14 protein-coding genes are annotated in these 15,203 nt (G+C 45.0%); 5 read left to right on the forward strand and 9 right to left on the reverse strand.

Features of this window, described 5'->3' with window-relative positions; all coding sequences use genetic code 11:
• Positions 1–60: 60 nt before the first annotated feature.
• The 4 genes from AC2D6U_RS00360 to AC2D6U_RS00375 all read right to left on the reverse strand — a co-directional run bounded on the left by AC2D6U_RS00360 (position 61) and on the right by AC2D6U_RS00375 (position 4,787).
• Complete coding sequence (locus AC2D6U_RS00360) at positions 61–1,137, reverse strand: HmuY family protein (protein ID WP_484718949.1); 1,077 nt, start codon at positions 1,135–1,137, stop codon at positions 61–63.
• Between the two features lie 2 nt (positions 1,138–1,139).
• The gene (locus AC2D6U_RS00365; RefSeq protein WP_484718950.1) at positions 1,140–3,386 is read right to left on the reverse strand and encodes a TonB-dependent receptor plug domain-containing protein; all 2,247 of its coding nucleotides are present in this window, start codon (positions 3,384–3,386) and stop codon (positions 1,140–1,142) included.
• Between the two features lie 113 nt (positions 3,387–3,499).
• The gene (locus AC2D6U_RS00370) at positions 3,500–4,120 is read right to left on the reverse strand and encodes a response regulator transcription factor (protein ID WP_484718951.1); all 621 of its coding nucleotides are present in this window, start codon (positions 4,118–4,120) and stop codon (positions 3,500–3,502) included.
• 106 nt (positions 4,121–4,226) lie between these two features.
• Positions 4,227–4,787, reverse strand: a complete 561-nt coding sequence (locus AC2D6U_RS00375; protein WP_484718952.1) for a hypothetical protein — start codon at positions 4,785–4,787, stop codon at positions 4,227–4,229.
• 138 nt (positions 4,788–4,925) lie between these two features.
• Here AC2D6U_RS00375 and AC2D6U_RS00380 point away from each other — a divergent pair, with 138 nt between their 5' ends.
• The 3 genes from AC2D6U_RS00380 (at position 4,926) to gldG (ending at position 9,144) form a co-directional block, all read left to right on the forward strand.
• Positions 4,926–5,627, forward strand: coding sequence for an SDR family oxidoreductase (locus AC2D6U_RS00380; protein ID WP_484718953.1), 702 nt, complete (start codon positions 4,926–4,928; stop codon positions 5,625–5,627).
• A gap of 212 nt (positions 5,628–5,839) precedes the next feature.
• Positions 5,840–6,742 carry a gliding motility-associated ABC transporter ATP-binding subunit GldA gene (gldA, locus tag AC2D6U_RS00385; RefSeq protein WP_484718954.1) on the forward strand — a complete coding sequence of 301 codons (903 nt, stop codon included), beginning with the start codon at positions 5,840–5,842 and terminating at the stop codon, positions 6,740–6,742.
• The gene (gene gldG / locus AC2D6U_RS00390; protein WP_484718955.1) at positions 6,739–9,144 is read left to right on the forward strand and encodes a gliding motility-associated ABC transporter substrate-binding protein GldG; all 2,406 of its coding nucleotides are present in this window, start codon (positions 6,739–6,741) and stop codon (positions 9,142–9,144) included. Before gldA ends, gldG begins: the two co-directional genes overlap by 4 nt.
• Here the strand turns inward: gldG and AC2D6U_RS00395 are convergent.
• The gene (locus AC2D6U_RS00395) at positions 9,141–9,458 is read right to left on the reverse strand and encodes a rhodanese-like domain-containing protein (RefSeq protein ID WP_484718956.1); all 318 of its coding nucleotides are present in this window, start codon (positions 9,456–9,458) and stop codon (positions 9,141–9,143) included. The two genes, gldG and AC2D6U_RS00395, sit on opposite strands and share 4 nt — an antisense overlap.
• Before the next feature lie 222 nt (positions 9,459–9,680).
• On the opposite strand from AC2D6U_RS00395, the gene dnaN reads away from it, so the two are divergent.
• The gene (dnaN, locus tag AC2D6U_RS00400; protein ID WP_484718957.1) at positions 9,681–10,802 is read left to right on the forward strand and encodes a DNA polymerase III subunit beta; all 1,122 of its coding nucleotides are present in this window, start codon (positions 9,681–9,683) and stop codon (positions 10,800–10,802) included.
• A gap of 57 nt (positions 10,803–10,859) precedes the next feature.
• Here the strand turns inward: dnaN and AC2D6U_RS00405 are convergent, their stop codons facing one another.
• The 4 genes from AC2D6U_RS00405 to AC2D6U_RS00420 all read right to left on the reverse strand — a co-directional run bounded on the left by AC2D6U_RS00405 (position 10,860) and on the right by AC2D6U_RS00420 (position 14,221).
• Positions 10,860–11,594 (reverse strand): VIT1/CCC1 transporter family protein, encoded by a 735-nt coding sequence (locus AC2D6U_RS00405; RefSeq protein WP_484718958.1) that lies wholly within the window; start codon positions 11,592–11,594, stop codon positions 10,860–10,862.
• 37 nt (positions 11,595–11,631) lie between these two features.
• Positions 11,632–12,939 (reverse strand): UDP-N-acetylglucosamine 1-carboxyvinyltransferase, encoded by a 1,308-nt coding sequence (murA, locus tag AC2D6U_RS00410; protein ID WP_484718959.1) that lies wholly within the window; start codon positions 12,937–12,939, stop codon positions 11,632–11,634.
• Positions 12,940–13,581, reverse strand: coding sequence for a DUF4290 domain-containing protein (locus AC2D6U_RS00415; protein ID WP_484718960.1), 642 nt, complete (start codon positions 13,579–13,581; stop codon positions 12,940–12,942).
• A gap of 76 nt (positions 13,582–13,657) precedes the next feature.
• Entirely contained in the window at positions 13,658–14,221 is a 564-nt protein-coding gene (locus AC2D6U_RS00420) for a hypothetical protein (RefSeq protein WP_484718961.1), read from the reverse strand.
• Between the two features lie 307 nt (positions 14,222–14,528).
• On the opposite strand from AC2D6U_RS00420, the gene AC2D6U_RS00425 reads away from it, so the two are divergent.
• Positions 14,529–15,188: a hypothetical protein gene (locus tag AC2D6U_RS00425; RefSeq protein WP_484718962.1), complete on the forward strand. Its 660-nt coding sequence runs from the start codon at positions 14,529–14,531 to the stop codon at positions 15,186–15,188.
• Positions 15,189–15,203: the final 15 nt, after the last annotated feature.

Consider the following 15,203-nt stretch of genomic DNA (forward strand, 5'->3'; position numbering starts at 1 on the left):
AAATCCCTATGCCTAGTGATTTTGACTCACTACTTCTAGGGATTCAGTTTGAATAGCCCATTAATCGGCTATCAAATTGTACTGTAATTGAGGGTAGCCTCGTTCACCGGTTTGCGGATTTAGCATGCGGGTGAAGCGGAGTTTATACCTGTTCTCATCGGAGTCTTCAAGGACATAGAAGATTTCTTCTACCACTCCTGTGCTATTGCCTGAGTTCGGTGCCGCAACTGTTCGCCATGAACTACCTATGGCGCTTATGTTGCTCGTGAATTCAAGACCCGCCAGGTCGCTGCCACCAAAATCCTCATAAGCAATGTCTGCTGTGTTGACGGTAGCAATTCGCACTTCACTACTGTTTGAAATCACATAATCTTTGAAGGCATAAGGGATGCTAGTGGTGGCATCTACGGGCAGCAGTGTGGTGAAGGTGGTGAAAGCCAAATCCCAATTGGCAGCAGCAGGGGTTGCTTCAACTAGTCCAGCATCAAAGTTCATTTGTACGAAACGTAGGTCAGTATTCTTTGAAACCTCAAGGGTATGAAAACTTTGGTCATCAATATTGGCATGTTGGAGGGTGTAGCCTTGGCCATTTCTGATCACTCGGATCTTTTTCCAACCTCTGTTGCTTCCATCAGGATGGTTACCTCTGTTTAAAATGTAGACCTTGTTCTCTGCGTCATTGGCAGAGACCTCTGCAATGGCAGTTCGCTGAAGGTCACCGGATGGATGATCCAACCAAGTGGCTGCTTGATTGATCCATGGTGCCGGAGGCCCAAATAAGGAGCTAAAGATGGCATCTACATCGAGCCTTCTGCTCAACCCAACTGTGTCGTTGACTGTCACTTGAGTCAAGTCATTTTTGTCTAATGCCAATGCCAAAGCACTGGTCGAATTATTCAACACTACCCTAAAATCGTCTCCTGTAAAGAAGCCCAAGTCATAGCTATTTCTTGGCACGACATAAGAAGCTTCGACGGAAAGATCCAGATAGACCTGATTGGGTTGAGTGGGGCCGCCAACAGTTGCATCTATGATGGCACCTTCAACGGCGGGCACTACAAATGGTTCTTCCTCTTCGGTACACGCACTTATTACAATGGCTGCTACAGCCATGATGACTAGTTTTTTCAGATTCATGATTAATTGATGTTATAATTCAGTTTTATAAAGTAGGATCTTCCATAAGAGATGGGTTGAGCGCCACCTCCACTATGCACGCCGGTACCAACACCGGAGTTATTGATGTCGCGTACATTCAATAGGTTTCTGGCACCGAGTAAAAGGCTCAGGCTGTTGCTGATCTTTTGGTTCAAGCTCAGGTCCATCCAATGAAAAGCTTCTCGCTGCCCGATGGATACGTTGTCTTCATCGTCTAGAAAATAGGTTTCTTGTACACCGCTGTATTTATAGTACAGATTGATGCTCGATTTGGTCTTCTTTAACTGGTAATTGAGGTTAGCATTGAGCTCCGGTGTGTAAAAGAATGATTGCAGCGCATCCGATTCACCTGAGAGCCTGTTGTAACGGCCGATGTATGACATGCCAAGATGACCACTGATGGCGCCAAAGTTCACCTGCTGCACAAGGTTGAACCCAAGGGTCCTGAATTTTTCGATATTGAGGTAGGAGGTGCTTGTAGGATCACTTGGTGATTGAGCGATGGCGATCTGCTGGTCGATGTCGTTAAAGAAGAAGTTGACGTCTGTTTTGACTCGATGGCCGCTGATGCTGAATCCACGGTCATAATTCAAGCTGAAATGAGCAGAGCGTTCCGGAAGCAAGTCGGGATTGCCAAAGATCCGATGATTGGAGTCTACGAACTCAAAATAAAGTTCTCTCACTGACGGTGCTCTGAAACCCTGGCCATAAGAAAACCTTAATTGATCATTTTCAGAAATGCGCCATTTGGTTTGTAGCGAAGGCACTGCCTGGCTACCGTAGGCGCTGTTGTGACTCAAGCGCAGTCCCGGACGAAGCGTTAACGCTTCTTGAAATGTCCATTCGGCAGAAGAGAAGAGGCTGTAATCATTGATCTGTTGAGCGCCTTCCAAGATGCGACCACCTCTGGCCTCTTCCATGGATACTTGATAGCCTGCTTGTACATTCAAATGAGAGATCGCAAAATTGAATGTTGCTCCAGCATCAAAAACACTGTAACCACTAACATCCTGATCGCCTTCCCCAGTTGTTAAAGTTTCTTCTAGCGTAATCAAATTCTTAGAGAATTGGCTATTGACCCGTTCAAAGTCTGAATAGGAGAAATAAGCGTTGTAATGTTTGATGAATTCAGTCTCTCCATTGAATAGCAATTGGTGTGCGATCCGTTCACTTTGAAAGTCTTCGTCTATGGCAAAGGGTTGGTTTTGACCGTTCGGGAGGAAGTTATTCTGTGGTGTACCGAATGCCTGGATCAATTCATTGAGGTAGCCCAACTTGTATTTTGCTTGATGCCCATTCAGCTTGTAGCTCAGCTGTAGGTCCGTCAGTATTTGTTGCTTGGGATTCCATTCATAGGCACGACGGCCTGCTTCTCCTTTAAATCCCATGAAGTTGTTGTGCTGTGCACTGATCTGTGCATTGAGCCCTGAAACAATGCCAACATCCACCAATGCGCCTTGGATGTGCCGACCTGCGTCGAGGCCCCATTCACTCCCCGCTGTTTCAGATTGTAAGAAAAGCTGGCCGGTGGGTTTGCTCGTCTCTTCTTGAATCGTGATGAGGTTGATGACGCCAGCAAGCGCATTGGCGCCATAATTGACCGCCATAGGACCTTCGATCACCTCAATCCGTTCGATGTTTTGAAGGTTGATCTGGCTGAGGTCAGCACCATTGCCGTTGCCATTTCTATTGACCAGTGGAATACCATCCACTAGAATTTTGACATTCTGGCTATTGATGCCCTGCATGCTCACGGTGGCACTACCAATGGCCAGGTCTTGGTTGATGTCGATATTCAGCTGACTTTTGAGGGCATCTTCCAAAGAAACAGCACCTCGTTCTTGAAACTCCTCTCTTAAGATGCGCTGCACTTTGAACACAGAGCGTTCTGCGGAGGTTGGAGCAAACTGACCCGTCACCACAACATCAGCCAACTGAGTTTCTTTGGGTACCAATGCATAGGTGTGGTCTCCTGGTTTGACAAGATCGAACTGCAATGAATGGTAGCTGAGGTGTTGTGTTGTGATCGAAAGCGGGAACGTGAAAACACTAAGGTCAATGCGTCCTTCTGCATCGGAAACCATCTGAATGAGGCGATCTTCCGCTGTACTGATCTCAACAGTAACGCCTGGAATCCTTTCGCTAGTAGTTTCATCGGTGAAAACCACTTGTTGGGCGAGGACTTGAAAAGAGGTCAAAAAAAGGCAGAAGAAGGTCTTTAATTTCATTATTTAGAATTAATCTTAATAGTCACAAAAGTAGAGGCTACAGCTCAACCTTGAAATCGCTAGGTCTAGGGAATTTCAATCACTAGACTTAGTGATTGGAGAGCGGTGTCTGCTTAAAGATTGACCCAGCCTTGCTTGACGGCGTAAATGATGAGCTCGGTTGGAGACTTCAGGCCCAGTTTTTTTAAGATGTTTTTACGATGTGAATTCACCGTATGAATGCTGACATGCAATTGATCGGCGATCTGAGCTGAGGAATTTCCCTGCGTAACCAAATGAATGATCTCCATCTCTCGCTCACTCAACTCGAGCTCTGGATTTTGTTCCTGGTCGGCAATGAGCTCGATAACACTTTGGCAATAAAATTTACCTCCGTCTTGTATAAGCTTGAGCGCGGTTTGTATTTCTTCTTCGCTGCAGCGTTTGGTTAGAAAGCCCTTAATGCCGGCACTAATGAATTGCCTCACGCGCATGGGGTCATCGTTGTCTGAGATCACGAGAAAATGAACGCGAGGAAAATCAACGACTACTTGATGCAGTTCCTGGGCTAAGGCCGCTGAAAACAACGAATAATCGAATACCACCAGGTCGTGAGACTGTTTTGCTAACTGCTGACCAAGGGGTTGAGAAGCGTCCAGAATTTCCACCGCTTTGACCTTAGGATTGTCGTCTAGCACGGTGCGGATCCCTTGGCAAGACAGTAATTGTGGGTCGTAGATGGCGGCGCTGTTCAATTCTTTTTATTTAGACTCAATACAAACAGCGCAAAGATAAGGATGGTTTTAAATTTTCATGATTTGCTGCTTATTCTTTCTTTGGTTTAGGAAGGAGGAGGAGAAATTAGGGCCTGTTGATAATGATTTCCTGTACATCGGATGAGACAGGTAACGCCTTGACGACCTTGTCGTTTGATTCCATGAAAATGTAGTCTGTGTTTTTTCCGATCAATTTTCCTTTCAGCACACGCTGATCAGATTCAAAAACGACCTCGATCATATCGGATGCTTTCTGATAATCCTCGTACATTTTCTCTCCATAAAAACTCGATGCCAAGTAAAAATACAGCACCAGAGTGACGCCAAACATATAGGGTCTGTACTTCAATGAGAATTCCTTGGTCATACCGAAATTGAAGCGTTTGTGTGCATTTGGCCATTTACGTTGCCATAGATTATCGAGTAAAAAGAAAACCCAGACTATAATGAAGGTGGCGAAGGCAAAGAGCATGAGCTGCACATTTTTCACCGGTGCGAGTAAAAAATCGAGCACATCAGCATATTCGAAAATGTTGATGCCAAAGCGCTTGTAATAATCAAAGTCGAACATCATACCGATGATAACAACCGTCAAATAACCTAACGTAATGTAGGCCTGGCTATCAAGGATTGGTTTTTTACTCATTACGTGTGTAAGATAGGCATTCTGACCTTCAATTCCCCAACTCAATGATGACGCTGAGATGCGATGGTTCAACTCATCAGGATGGAGAAAATGAGGAAAATGGAGAACTAAAAGCGGCGCTCAAGACTTATATAAAACATGGAATTACAAGGAAAACTAGCGATCGTAACAGGTGTCAGCAAAGGCATTGGTTTAGAAACTGTAAAACAATTATTGGATGCGGGCATGGTAGTGGCCGGATGGGGAAGAACCAATAACGACATATCAAATGAAAATTATCACTTCTTTAAAACCGACGTGAGCAGTTGGGAAGAGGTGCAAGCTTCTTTCCAGGCGACCAGAGACAAACTAGGGAAAGCCTCCGTATTGGTGAACAATGCAGGGATGGGCTACCAAGGCTTGATCCATGAAATGGATGTGGAAGAATGGCGTTACATGTTTGACCTGAACGTGCACGGCCTCTTCTATTGCATCAAACTGGCAGTGCCGGACATGATCGAGATGGAAGAAGGGCATATCGTGAATATCTCTTCGATAGCAGGGACTAATGGAGTAAAGACCATGAGTGGTTATGTCGGTACGAAACATGCCGTTACTGGGATCGGTCACTCGATCTTCCAGGAGCTGCGCGATCATGGCATCAAGGTAACCACCATTTATCCGGGGAGTACCAATACCAATTTCTTCGATAGCATTGAATTTGCCAACGCCAATGAGAACATGATGCGTCCGGAGGATATTGCTACGACCATACGGCAATCGGTAGAAACACAAGCGAATTACCACGTAGTTGATGTTGAAATTCGTCCCTTGATGCCGAAGGGAAAGCCGGCGAAGTAGAGATTGGATAATAGTTTTTAGTAAATAGATAGTAAAAGTCTCGGACAAGGAACCGAGACTTTTTTAATTGTCGTCGCGCAAGATGAATTTTGAATAGAATTGTGTTTCACTTATCACCAGTCATCAATCAAAACTTCCAGCTACGGTCTTCACACTTCCGACTTCTCCACTATCTTTGACAATTCTGCTAACGAATCTACGTTCATTCATCAATGTCGGTAAAGGTTACTGAGCTTACGAAAATCTACGGATCGCAAAAAGCGGTCAACGCCATCACATTTGAGGCGAAAAAAGGGGAGGTCTTGGGGTTTCTAGGACCGAATGGTGCCGGTAAATCGACGACGATGAAAATGGCCACTGGATATATTCCGCCAAGTACGGGCCTGATCGAAGTTTGTGGTTTGGATGTGGTGAAGGACGCCGAGCGAACGCGTCGACTCATTGGCTATTTGCCGGAAAATAATCCCTTATACCTCGACATGTATGTGAAAGAATACCTTCAATTCATCGGCCGGGTGCATGGAATGAAGGGCGTGCTGCTGAAAGAACGCATGGCCAACATTATTGAAGAATGCGGACTTCAGAAAGAACAGCACAAGCAGATCGCGGCGCTCTCGAAAGGCTATCGGCAGCGCGTGGGTTTGGCACAAGCGCTGCTGCACGACCCTGAGGTGTTGATCCTGGATGAACCCACAACAGGCTTAGACCCGAATCAATTGGTTGAGATCAGGGCACTGATTAAAAAACTCGCCAAAGACAAAACGGTCATTCTTTCCACCCACATCATGCAAGAAGTGCAAGCCATCTGCGATCGCGTGGTGGTCATCAATAATGGAGAAATTGTTGCGAATGAGTCCATCGACCAGATCAAAGCAGGGGTTCAAGTGCTGAAGATCGAGTTTCAAGCCCAGATCGACGAGGCGGCCTTGCGTAGCTTTGGCGATGTTCGCCGCATAGCGGAAAACACCTATGCACTCCGCACACGAGTCAAAAAAGACATACGCCCTGAGCTTTTCGAACTGGCAAAGTCGAGCGGCTGGGTGATCCTTAGCATGAATCGGGAAGAACAAGATTTGGAGAGCTTTTTCCAACAGAAAACGAAAGCACGGAAATGAGGCAGATACTGTTAAAGGAACTGAATCAATTTTTGAGCTCGCTCATTGCCTATGTAGTGATCGGTGTTTTTCTCACCGGCATTGGTTTGTTGATGTGGGTGTTTCCTGATACCTCTGTTTTGAATTACGGCTTTGCCGACATGGAAACCTTGTTTTCCTTAGGCCCCTATGTGTTCATGTTCTTGATTCCGGCCATCACCATGCGCATGCTGGCAGAAGAGAAGAAGAACGGGACCTTAGAAACCCTGCTCACCAGTCCATTATCTGAATGGCAAATTGTGCTGGGTAAATATTTTGCTGCCTGTCTCTTGGTGATCTTTGCCGTATTGCCTACGCTCATCTATGGCTATTCAGTCTATCAATTGGGCAATCCTGTAGGTAACCTGGACATTCCAGGCATCGTGGGTTCCTACATTGGGCTGTTATTATTAGGCGGTGTATTCACCGCCTTTGGCTTGGCTGCTTCGGCGTACACAGAGAATCAGATCGTTGCCTTTATGCTGGCCATTTTCCTCTGTTTCTTTATGTACACAGGCTTGAGCTCCATTGCCGCCTTATTTCCTGCCAATAGTGCCATTTATGTGGAGGACTTAAGCTTAAGTTACCACTACGATGCCCTAAGCAGAGGATTGATCGATACCCGTGACCTTACCTATTTTGTGTCTGTGATCATTTTCGTGCTGATTCTGACCCATTGGAAATTGGCTGCACGAAAGCTGAGTTATCGACCGATTCGAGCCAGGTTGTATCAACGCATTGGTTTGGGCTTACTGGCTCTGCTGTTGTTCAATGTGGTGGCGGCAAACTTCTTCTTTCGAGTCGACCTTACGGAAGACCAGCGCTACACCTTGCAGCCGGCAACCAAACAAATGCTTAGTCAGATCGACCGCCCCATGACCATCGAAGTATTGATCGATGGAGACATACCGCCTGGCTTCGAGCGACTCAAGCGCGCCATTATCGAGACCATTGAAGAATTCAATGTCTACACTCAAGGGGAGATCGCTTACTTTTTCTCGGATCCGAGTAGTGCAGAAACTGCAAAAGAGCGCAACGAAAATTACCAATACTTAATGCAGCAGGGCTTCGAACCTACCCGTGTGTTTGACACTGAAGACGGGAAGCAGACGCAGAAGATCCTGTTCCCTTATGTGATCATTCGATACGATCAGCGAGCGGCAGGAGTGCGCATGCTGAAAGGCTCGCAGTCGGCAGGTTCCCAACAGCAACTGAATCAGTCGATAGAGGGCATTGAGTTTGAATTGGCAGTGGGCATACAGCGCTTGGCCAAGATCAACCGAAAACGAATCGGGTTGGTGCGAGGTCATCAGGAGCTGGACTCTTTGGATATTGCAGGATTTTTGGGGGAAATGATCCAGTATTTTGACATGGATGAGGTGCAATTGGTCGATCCAAAAGCACTCCATGATTACGACGCCCTGGTGGTCGCAAAGCCTTTGCGTCCTTATCGTCCAGCCGAGAAATATGTGTTGGATCAGTACATCATGCATGGCGGCAACGTGGTGTTTATGATCGATGCCCTAACCACCGATATGTCGCGGGCAGGAGGGCTTGGAACCATTGCCGAATCGGTAGATCATCAGCTCGACGATTTACTGTTTCGCTACGGCATTCGCCTGAACGACGATTACCTGCAGGACATTCAGAATTTTGGGCGTTACCCGGTTGTACTCGATGGAGCAGAGGATGTCATCAATTTGCCTTGGCCTTTTTATGCCTCAGTCAATCAATTCACTAGGCACCCCATCACGAAAAACCTTGATGCTGTCTATGCCCGTTTCTTTGGCACCATCGATACAGTAAAAGCAGAAGGGGTGAACAAGACGGCATTGATGAGGACATCGCCTTACACAAGGGTGTTCAGCAGCCCAGCCAGAGTAGCCTTTGAAGATTATGCGAACCAGCCCGATGTGGCTTTGTACAACCATGGTGAAGAGTCTGTCGCCTATCTCTTGGAAGGGAATTTCACCTCTTTATTTCGGAACAGGGTATTGCCCGACTCCATCGATAAAACCTATTTCCTTGATCGTGGAATGCCGGCTAAACTTGTGGTGGTGTCAGATGGTGACCTCATGCGCAATGAGAAGAACCTGTCGACGGGTGCACCGTACGAGCTAGGCTATAACCCTTTTGCGGAGCAAGGCGAGAAACTCAAGTATGCGAATCGAGACTTTCTTTTCAATGCCTTGGCCTATCTGGCAGATGAAAATGGGGTGATCACCTCTCGGAAAAAGGAAATCACCTTGCGTCCGTTGGACCGCGTAAAAATTCAGCAAGCAAAAACCTACTGGCAACTGCTCAATATGATCGCACCATTAGCGGCCCTACTCTGCTTCGGGTTGATCAGAGGATACTGGAGAAAAAGAACCTACGCGCGTTAGTAGGAGGGCAGATTCGGATCGATCTCTCGTGACCAAGCCAATACGCCTCCCACAAGATTGTACAAGTTGGTGTAGCCGTGGTTCGCTTCTAACCATTCGATCACATCACCACTTCGCTTGCCGCTGCGGCAATGCACAATGACTTGTTTGGTTTTGGAGATCTTGTCCACGTTGGAGGGTATGGTACCCATAGGGATGAGCTCAGCACCAATAGCAGCGATCTCTACCTCGTACGGTTCTCGTACATCGATCAGCTGAAAATCGGCTTGATCATCCATTAATTGCTTTAGCTCTTTGACGGTTATTTCTTTCATTGTTAAGCTTTTTTAGGCTTAAAAAGTGTGGTCAAAGGTACTGTCTTCCTTGCAAAGCCCTGTAACTTTTGTTACCAAATTGCGAATGTAAGGGAATTTGTTCTTGCATACGGGGTTTAAACAATTTCCAGACGGGCAAATTGGCCACAATTGATTCGCTATATCGATTTTATTTCTAACTTTAAGCGCTTAAAAATATCTACGCTAACCAATCATATATTTATGAAGTTAATTGTTTCTTCGGCCGAGCTGCTTAAAAGACTTTCAAACATCAATGGGGTCATCACCACCAATCCTGTGGTACCAATTCTTGAGAATTTTCTTTTTGAGATCAGTGACGGGTTGTTGACTATCACTGCGTCTGATCTTCAGACATCTATGATCACTGAGATCGATGTGGAAGCAAAGGAAGATGGAAGCATTGCGGTTCCGGCACGTATCCTGATGGATACCTTGAAGAACCTACCAGAACAACCGGTAACTTTTTCGATCGATAAAGAAACGTATAGCATAGAGATCAATAGCGACAATGGACGCTACAAACTGGCAGGTGAGAACGCGACAGATTTTCCTAAGGTACCTGAGGTATCGGATGGCTACTCTGTAGATATGTCGACTGAGGTGTTGAGCAGCGCCATCAGCAATACCATTTTTGCCACCAGCAACGATGAACTTCGCCCGGCCATGACCGGTGTTTTTGTCAAATTAGACGAAACGAACACCACCTTTGTGGCTACGGATGGACATCGATTGGTGAGGTACAGAAGAGTAGATGTGGCCTCTGACTCAGGCATGTCGATCATTATTCCAAGAAAGGCCTTGAATTTATTGAAATCCACGCTGCCTTCTGAGAACTCCAATGTGATCGTCGAGTTTAATCCGTCAAACGCATATTTCAGTTTCAATAACATCAAAATGATCTGCCGTTTGATCGATGAACGATTCCCAGATTATGAGAACGTGATCCCTCAAGAGAATCCGATCGAGATGAGCATCGACAGAAATGAACTGTTGGGTTCCTTGAAGCGAATTTCGATCTATGCTAATAAAACGACCCATCAGATCCGCTTAAAGATCACGGGCAGTGAACTGACCATTTCTGCGGAGGACCTGGACTTCTCTAACGAAGCAAAAGAAACATTGGCTTGTGAGCATACGGGCGAAGACATTGAAATTGGATTTAACGCCAAGTTCTTGGTTGAAATGCTCGGCAACTTACATTCTAAGCAAGTGACCTTGCAGATGTCGGCACCGAATAGAGCCGGGTTATTAGTGCCGGGTGAAAAGGACGATAGCGAAGATATTTTAATGCTTGTGATGCCGGTAATGCTGAATAGCTACTAAGCGAACGAAATAAGAAAGATGAAAGGAGCCTTGGCTCCTTTTTTTTGTGCTTAATCCTTAAGCGATCATCTGCTCCAGAAAGCCACCGACAAAATAAGCTAGAATAGCTGCCGAACCACCCAAGAAAAGGGTTTCCAACATACTTTTGATTTTACTGGTTTGCGTTACTTGCCCTTTGGCAATGCCAATGCCGGCAAAGGTGATGAAGGTGAGGGTGGAGGAGATCCAAAAGAGGTCACCACTCACCTGAGTACCGGAGTAATCAACGATGTAGACGATCAACGGAATGAAGCCCAACAGGATAAAAGAAATAAAGGTGACCAAACCCATTTGAAAAGGAGACTTGCTTTCTTTTTGCATTTCCAACTCCTCCTTCATCATCACGTCGACCCAGCGGTCTCTATCTTCTGTGATCTTGTCGACCACTTGTTCGAGCAGCTCGCCTTCGAATCCTTTGGCTTCGTAGATCTCACGGATCTCCTCCCGTTCTTTCTCCGGTAGGTTGTCGACTTCCCAGTACTCAATGGCTTTGTGTTTTTCGTACTGCTGTTGTTCTGATTTGGTGGAAAGGTAGGCCCCCACCGACATGGCAAAGCCATCGGCTATCAGATTGGCAAAGCCTAAAATGATCACAATGGAACTCTCCAAATGGGCGCCAGCAGCACCGGCCACCACAGCAAAAGTGGTGACACTTCCATCAATGCCACCATAAATGAACTCACCGATGAAATCTTGGAATTTAGAATACCACGTGTTCTCTCCGTGAAGGGATTGCTCCGAGTGCTTAGCCATACATAAAACTAAGCATTTACTTCAAATTTGAAACCTATTACTCGACCCGCTCGATATGAGCGCCAAGCGCATTGAGTCGGGTATCGATGTGCTGATAACCTCTGTCGATCTGTTCCACATTGTCGATCACGCTGGTGCCTTCAGCAGACAAGGCGGCGATCAACAAGGCTTGTCCCGCTCGAATGTCAGGCGAAGTCATGCGAATGCCTTTCAACTTTTGCTGGCGATTCAAGCCAATGACCGTAGCCCTATGAGGGTCACACAAGATGATCTGAGCACCCATGTCGATCAACTTATCCACGAAGAATAGCCGGCTTTCAAACATTTTTTGGTGTACCAGCACGGTGCCTTTGGCTTGTGTGGCAACGACCAACACAATACTCAGAAGGTCGGGTGTTAAGCCCGGCCAAATGGCATCGGCGATGGTCATGATCGAGCCATCGATAAAGGTTTCTATCTCGTAACGGTCTTGTGCAGGCACATAGATGTCATCTCCTTTGAATTCCAGGTGAATGCCTAATCTTCGGAAGGTATCAGGGATCAAACCCAATTGATCGATGCGACAGTCCTTAATGGTCAGTTCAGATTGTGTCATGGCAGCTAAGCCAATGAAAGAACCGATCTCGATCATATCAGGTAGCATGGTGTGGTCAGTTCCTCTAAGGGATTCTACTCCTTCAATGGTGAGTAAGTTGGACCCAACTCCGCTGATCTTTGCCCCCATGGCATTGAGCATTCGACACAATTGTTGCAAGTAAGGTTCGCAAGCAGCATTGTAAATGGTGGTTTTTCCCTTGGCCATTACCGCGGCCATCAGAATGTTAGCTGTACCGGTTACTGAAGCTTCGTCCAACAACATGTAGCAACCCACCAGATGTGAGGCATCGATGTGGTACATGCCGGTTTGCTTCTCATACAAGAAGCGTGCACCCAATTTTTGGAAACCAATAAAATGCGTGTCTAATCTTCTGCGCCCAATTTTGTCTCCACCCGGTTTAGAAATTTTGCCTTTGCCAAAGCGGGCCAACAGTGGGCCAAGAATCATGATAGACCCTCTTAAAGAAGAGGCTTTTGTTCGGAATTCTTGCGTTTCGAGGTAATCAATATCGACGTTCTTGGCACAAAACTCATAGCTTTCATGGCCAATGTACTTGACTTCCACACCCATTGCGGCCAATAACTCAATGAGTTTATTGACGTCACGGATATCAGGAACTTTATGAAGCGTTACCTTTTCAGGAGTCAGTAGAACAGCACATAAGATTTGCAGTGCTTCGTTTTTGGCGCCTTGTGGTGTCAGGTCTCCCGAGAGTTTAGCGCCACCTTCGATCACGAAAGAGGCCATCTAGTTTCTTCTTTTGTGTTTGTAGTTTCTTCCTCTATTGCGGTTGTTCGAATATTCACGGTTTTGCGGACGTCTTTCTTTGACATTATTATCCCAGAGTCCGTATTCTTTCACTTTTTCAATGTCGATGTCGAGTTGATTGTTCGACAATTGTTTGATCTGCTTGAGAATGATCTCGTCTTCGATGTTGTCTTTGTTCCAGGTGTTGTAGAAGCCTTTCATTAAACGACCGATGTGAATCATGGCAGATTCTTTGGTCTCTGGGTCTTCCATTTTAATGGCTTGCTCGATCATGATCTCAACGCTACGGCCGTAGTGTAAGTATTTGATCTTTGAGCTCTTGTAAGCCACTCGCTGTGGTTTTTTACCCAATGACTCCGCTTCGGGCATAGGGAAAGGAGCTTCAACATCTAAATCGAATTTCGAAATGTTATAGAGGTCGTCCCATACTTTTTGATCGTAGTCTTGACCGTCTTTGACATTCGGGTTGATCTGTCGCATCAGATCGGTAAGGGTTTTGGCGTATTCGCTACGCTTTTCCTTGTCCTCTATGGTTTTGATATGCTCTACGAGTTTCTGGATGTTACGTCCATACTCCTTTAATCGAACGTCTGTTCTTTCTGTATTGTATTCTAAATGCATCTTTAATGATATAAAGCCCTAAAGTAAGCAATCTAATGCTCCTATTGTAACGGTGGATGAGTTTTTAGCTTTTCATTTAGAAACGATAACCCAAGCTAACCCCTAGGTTGAGGGGTTGGACGTTTAGGGTGTCCTTAAAGTCAGGCCTGAAATTAGTAGCAGGTACCCAACGAGTAGTTTGAATAAAATCAAAATTAGTTTGCGAGTAAGCCAATTTGAGCCCGAGGTTTAAATGGTTAGATAGGGCAAGTATAATTGTGAGATTGGTCTTGAATAGAGCGCTATTGAGCTCCTCCATCTCTCCCCAAGATTGCCAGTTCGTGGTAAAATTATTTTCAATATCAAAAATGTAGGAGGCTATATAATTTGGATAATTCATTTTTGAAAGTCCATAACCTAAGCCTATTCCGAATTGCCAGTCCTCAACAAAATGGTTAGCCTCTATCATTGGTACTAAGTATTGCATCTTATAGTCGCTATGGCTGAATGAATAATCATTTTGAAAGAGTTCAGAAATAAAGTGTTTCGAAGCCTCAGTATCTACTGTATTTGTTTGCTGGTCTACCTGTAAACTAAGCTTTAAAAATGAATCAATCTGAAAGCCGCCTGTAATCTCGAGAAATGTGCCGTTTTGAGCCATTCCGCGATTTTTCCTTTTGTAACCCTATAGCGACTGTGGTGGCTAATTCTTCCTAATATAACATGGATTGCAATGGAGTATTTTTTGCAAAGTGGCCTAGTGGAAATGCGACTCCTGCATCAAGCTGTATTGAAAATTTACTCTGCGCTAGGCATAAATTTGCTATTAAAAACGAGCTAGTAATGAACACTCTAATTTTCATAACAGCTTTTTGATTTCATCTAGTCATCTTTTCTGATTAAAAGAATTTTATTTATATTAAATAAGTATTATTATTGAGATATAAAATCATAAAAAAACACACAATATGAAAAAGTTTATTACAAAATCAGGAAAGGGTTTAATTGGTTTATTTTGCCTTAAGCTTCTTTTATTCTCATTTTTATTAATTGTTCAATCGTGTCAAGAGACCGTCAAACCTGATAATCAGTTTGATGCTAAGGTAGGTGAAAGATATCAGTCGTTTGTCTCTGAGGGAATTTTAAGGAATTCAAAAGGTAGTTCGGCCAATACACAAACGGCAGATTTAACAGATGACAGAGCACAAGAATTATTATCGGAATTCACTCAAGAATCTATTCTTTTTTTGGAAGGAATGGGATTTAGAAAAGAAGATATTGAAACGGAATTGGGGGGTGCAAATAGTCCGATAACGGGCGCGATTGCATATATAATATTGCAGAGCCTAGAAAAGGAGTCACGGCGAATGAGCAATATAGATCTCAATCAATTAATGTTCAATCAGGCTTATGCGGAAGGTGAGATAGTAGATTGTATTGGCGAAGCTTTTGGCTTTGCTGCGGTGGGATACATTCTCCAGTATGGAATTGAGGAAGCAATAGAACATTATGGAAAAAAGGGATTGATCAAAGTACTCGGCAAAGCGGCAGGACGTACCTTAGGTTGGGTTGGATTAGCAATTGCGGCATACGAATTTGCAGATTGTATGGCTGAAGAGATGGATTAACATGAAAACATATTT

This window comes from Roseivirga sp. YIW32 (assembly GCF_057219245.1).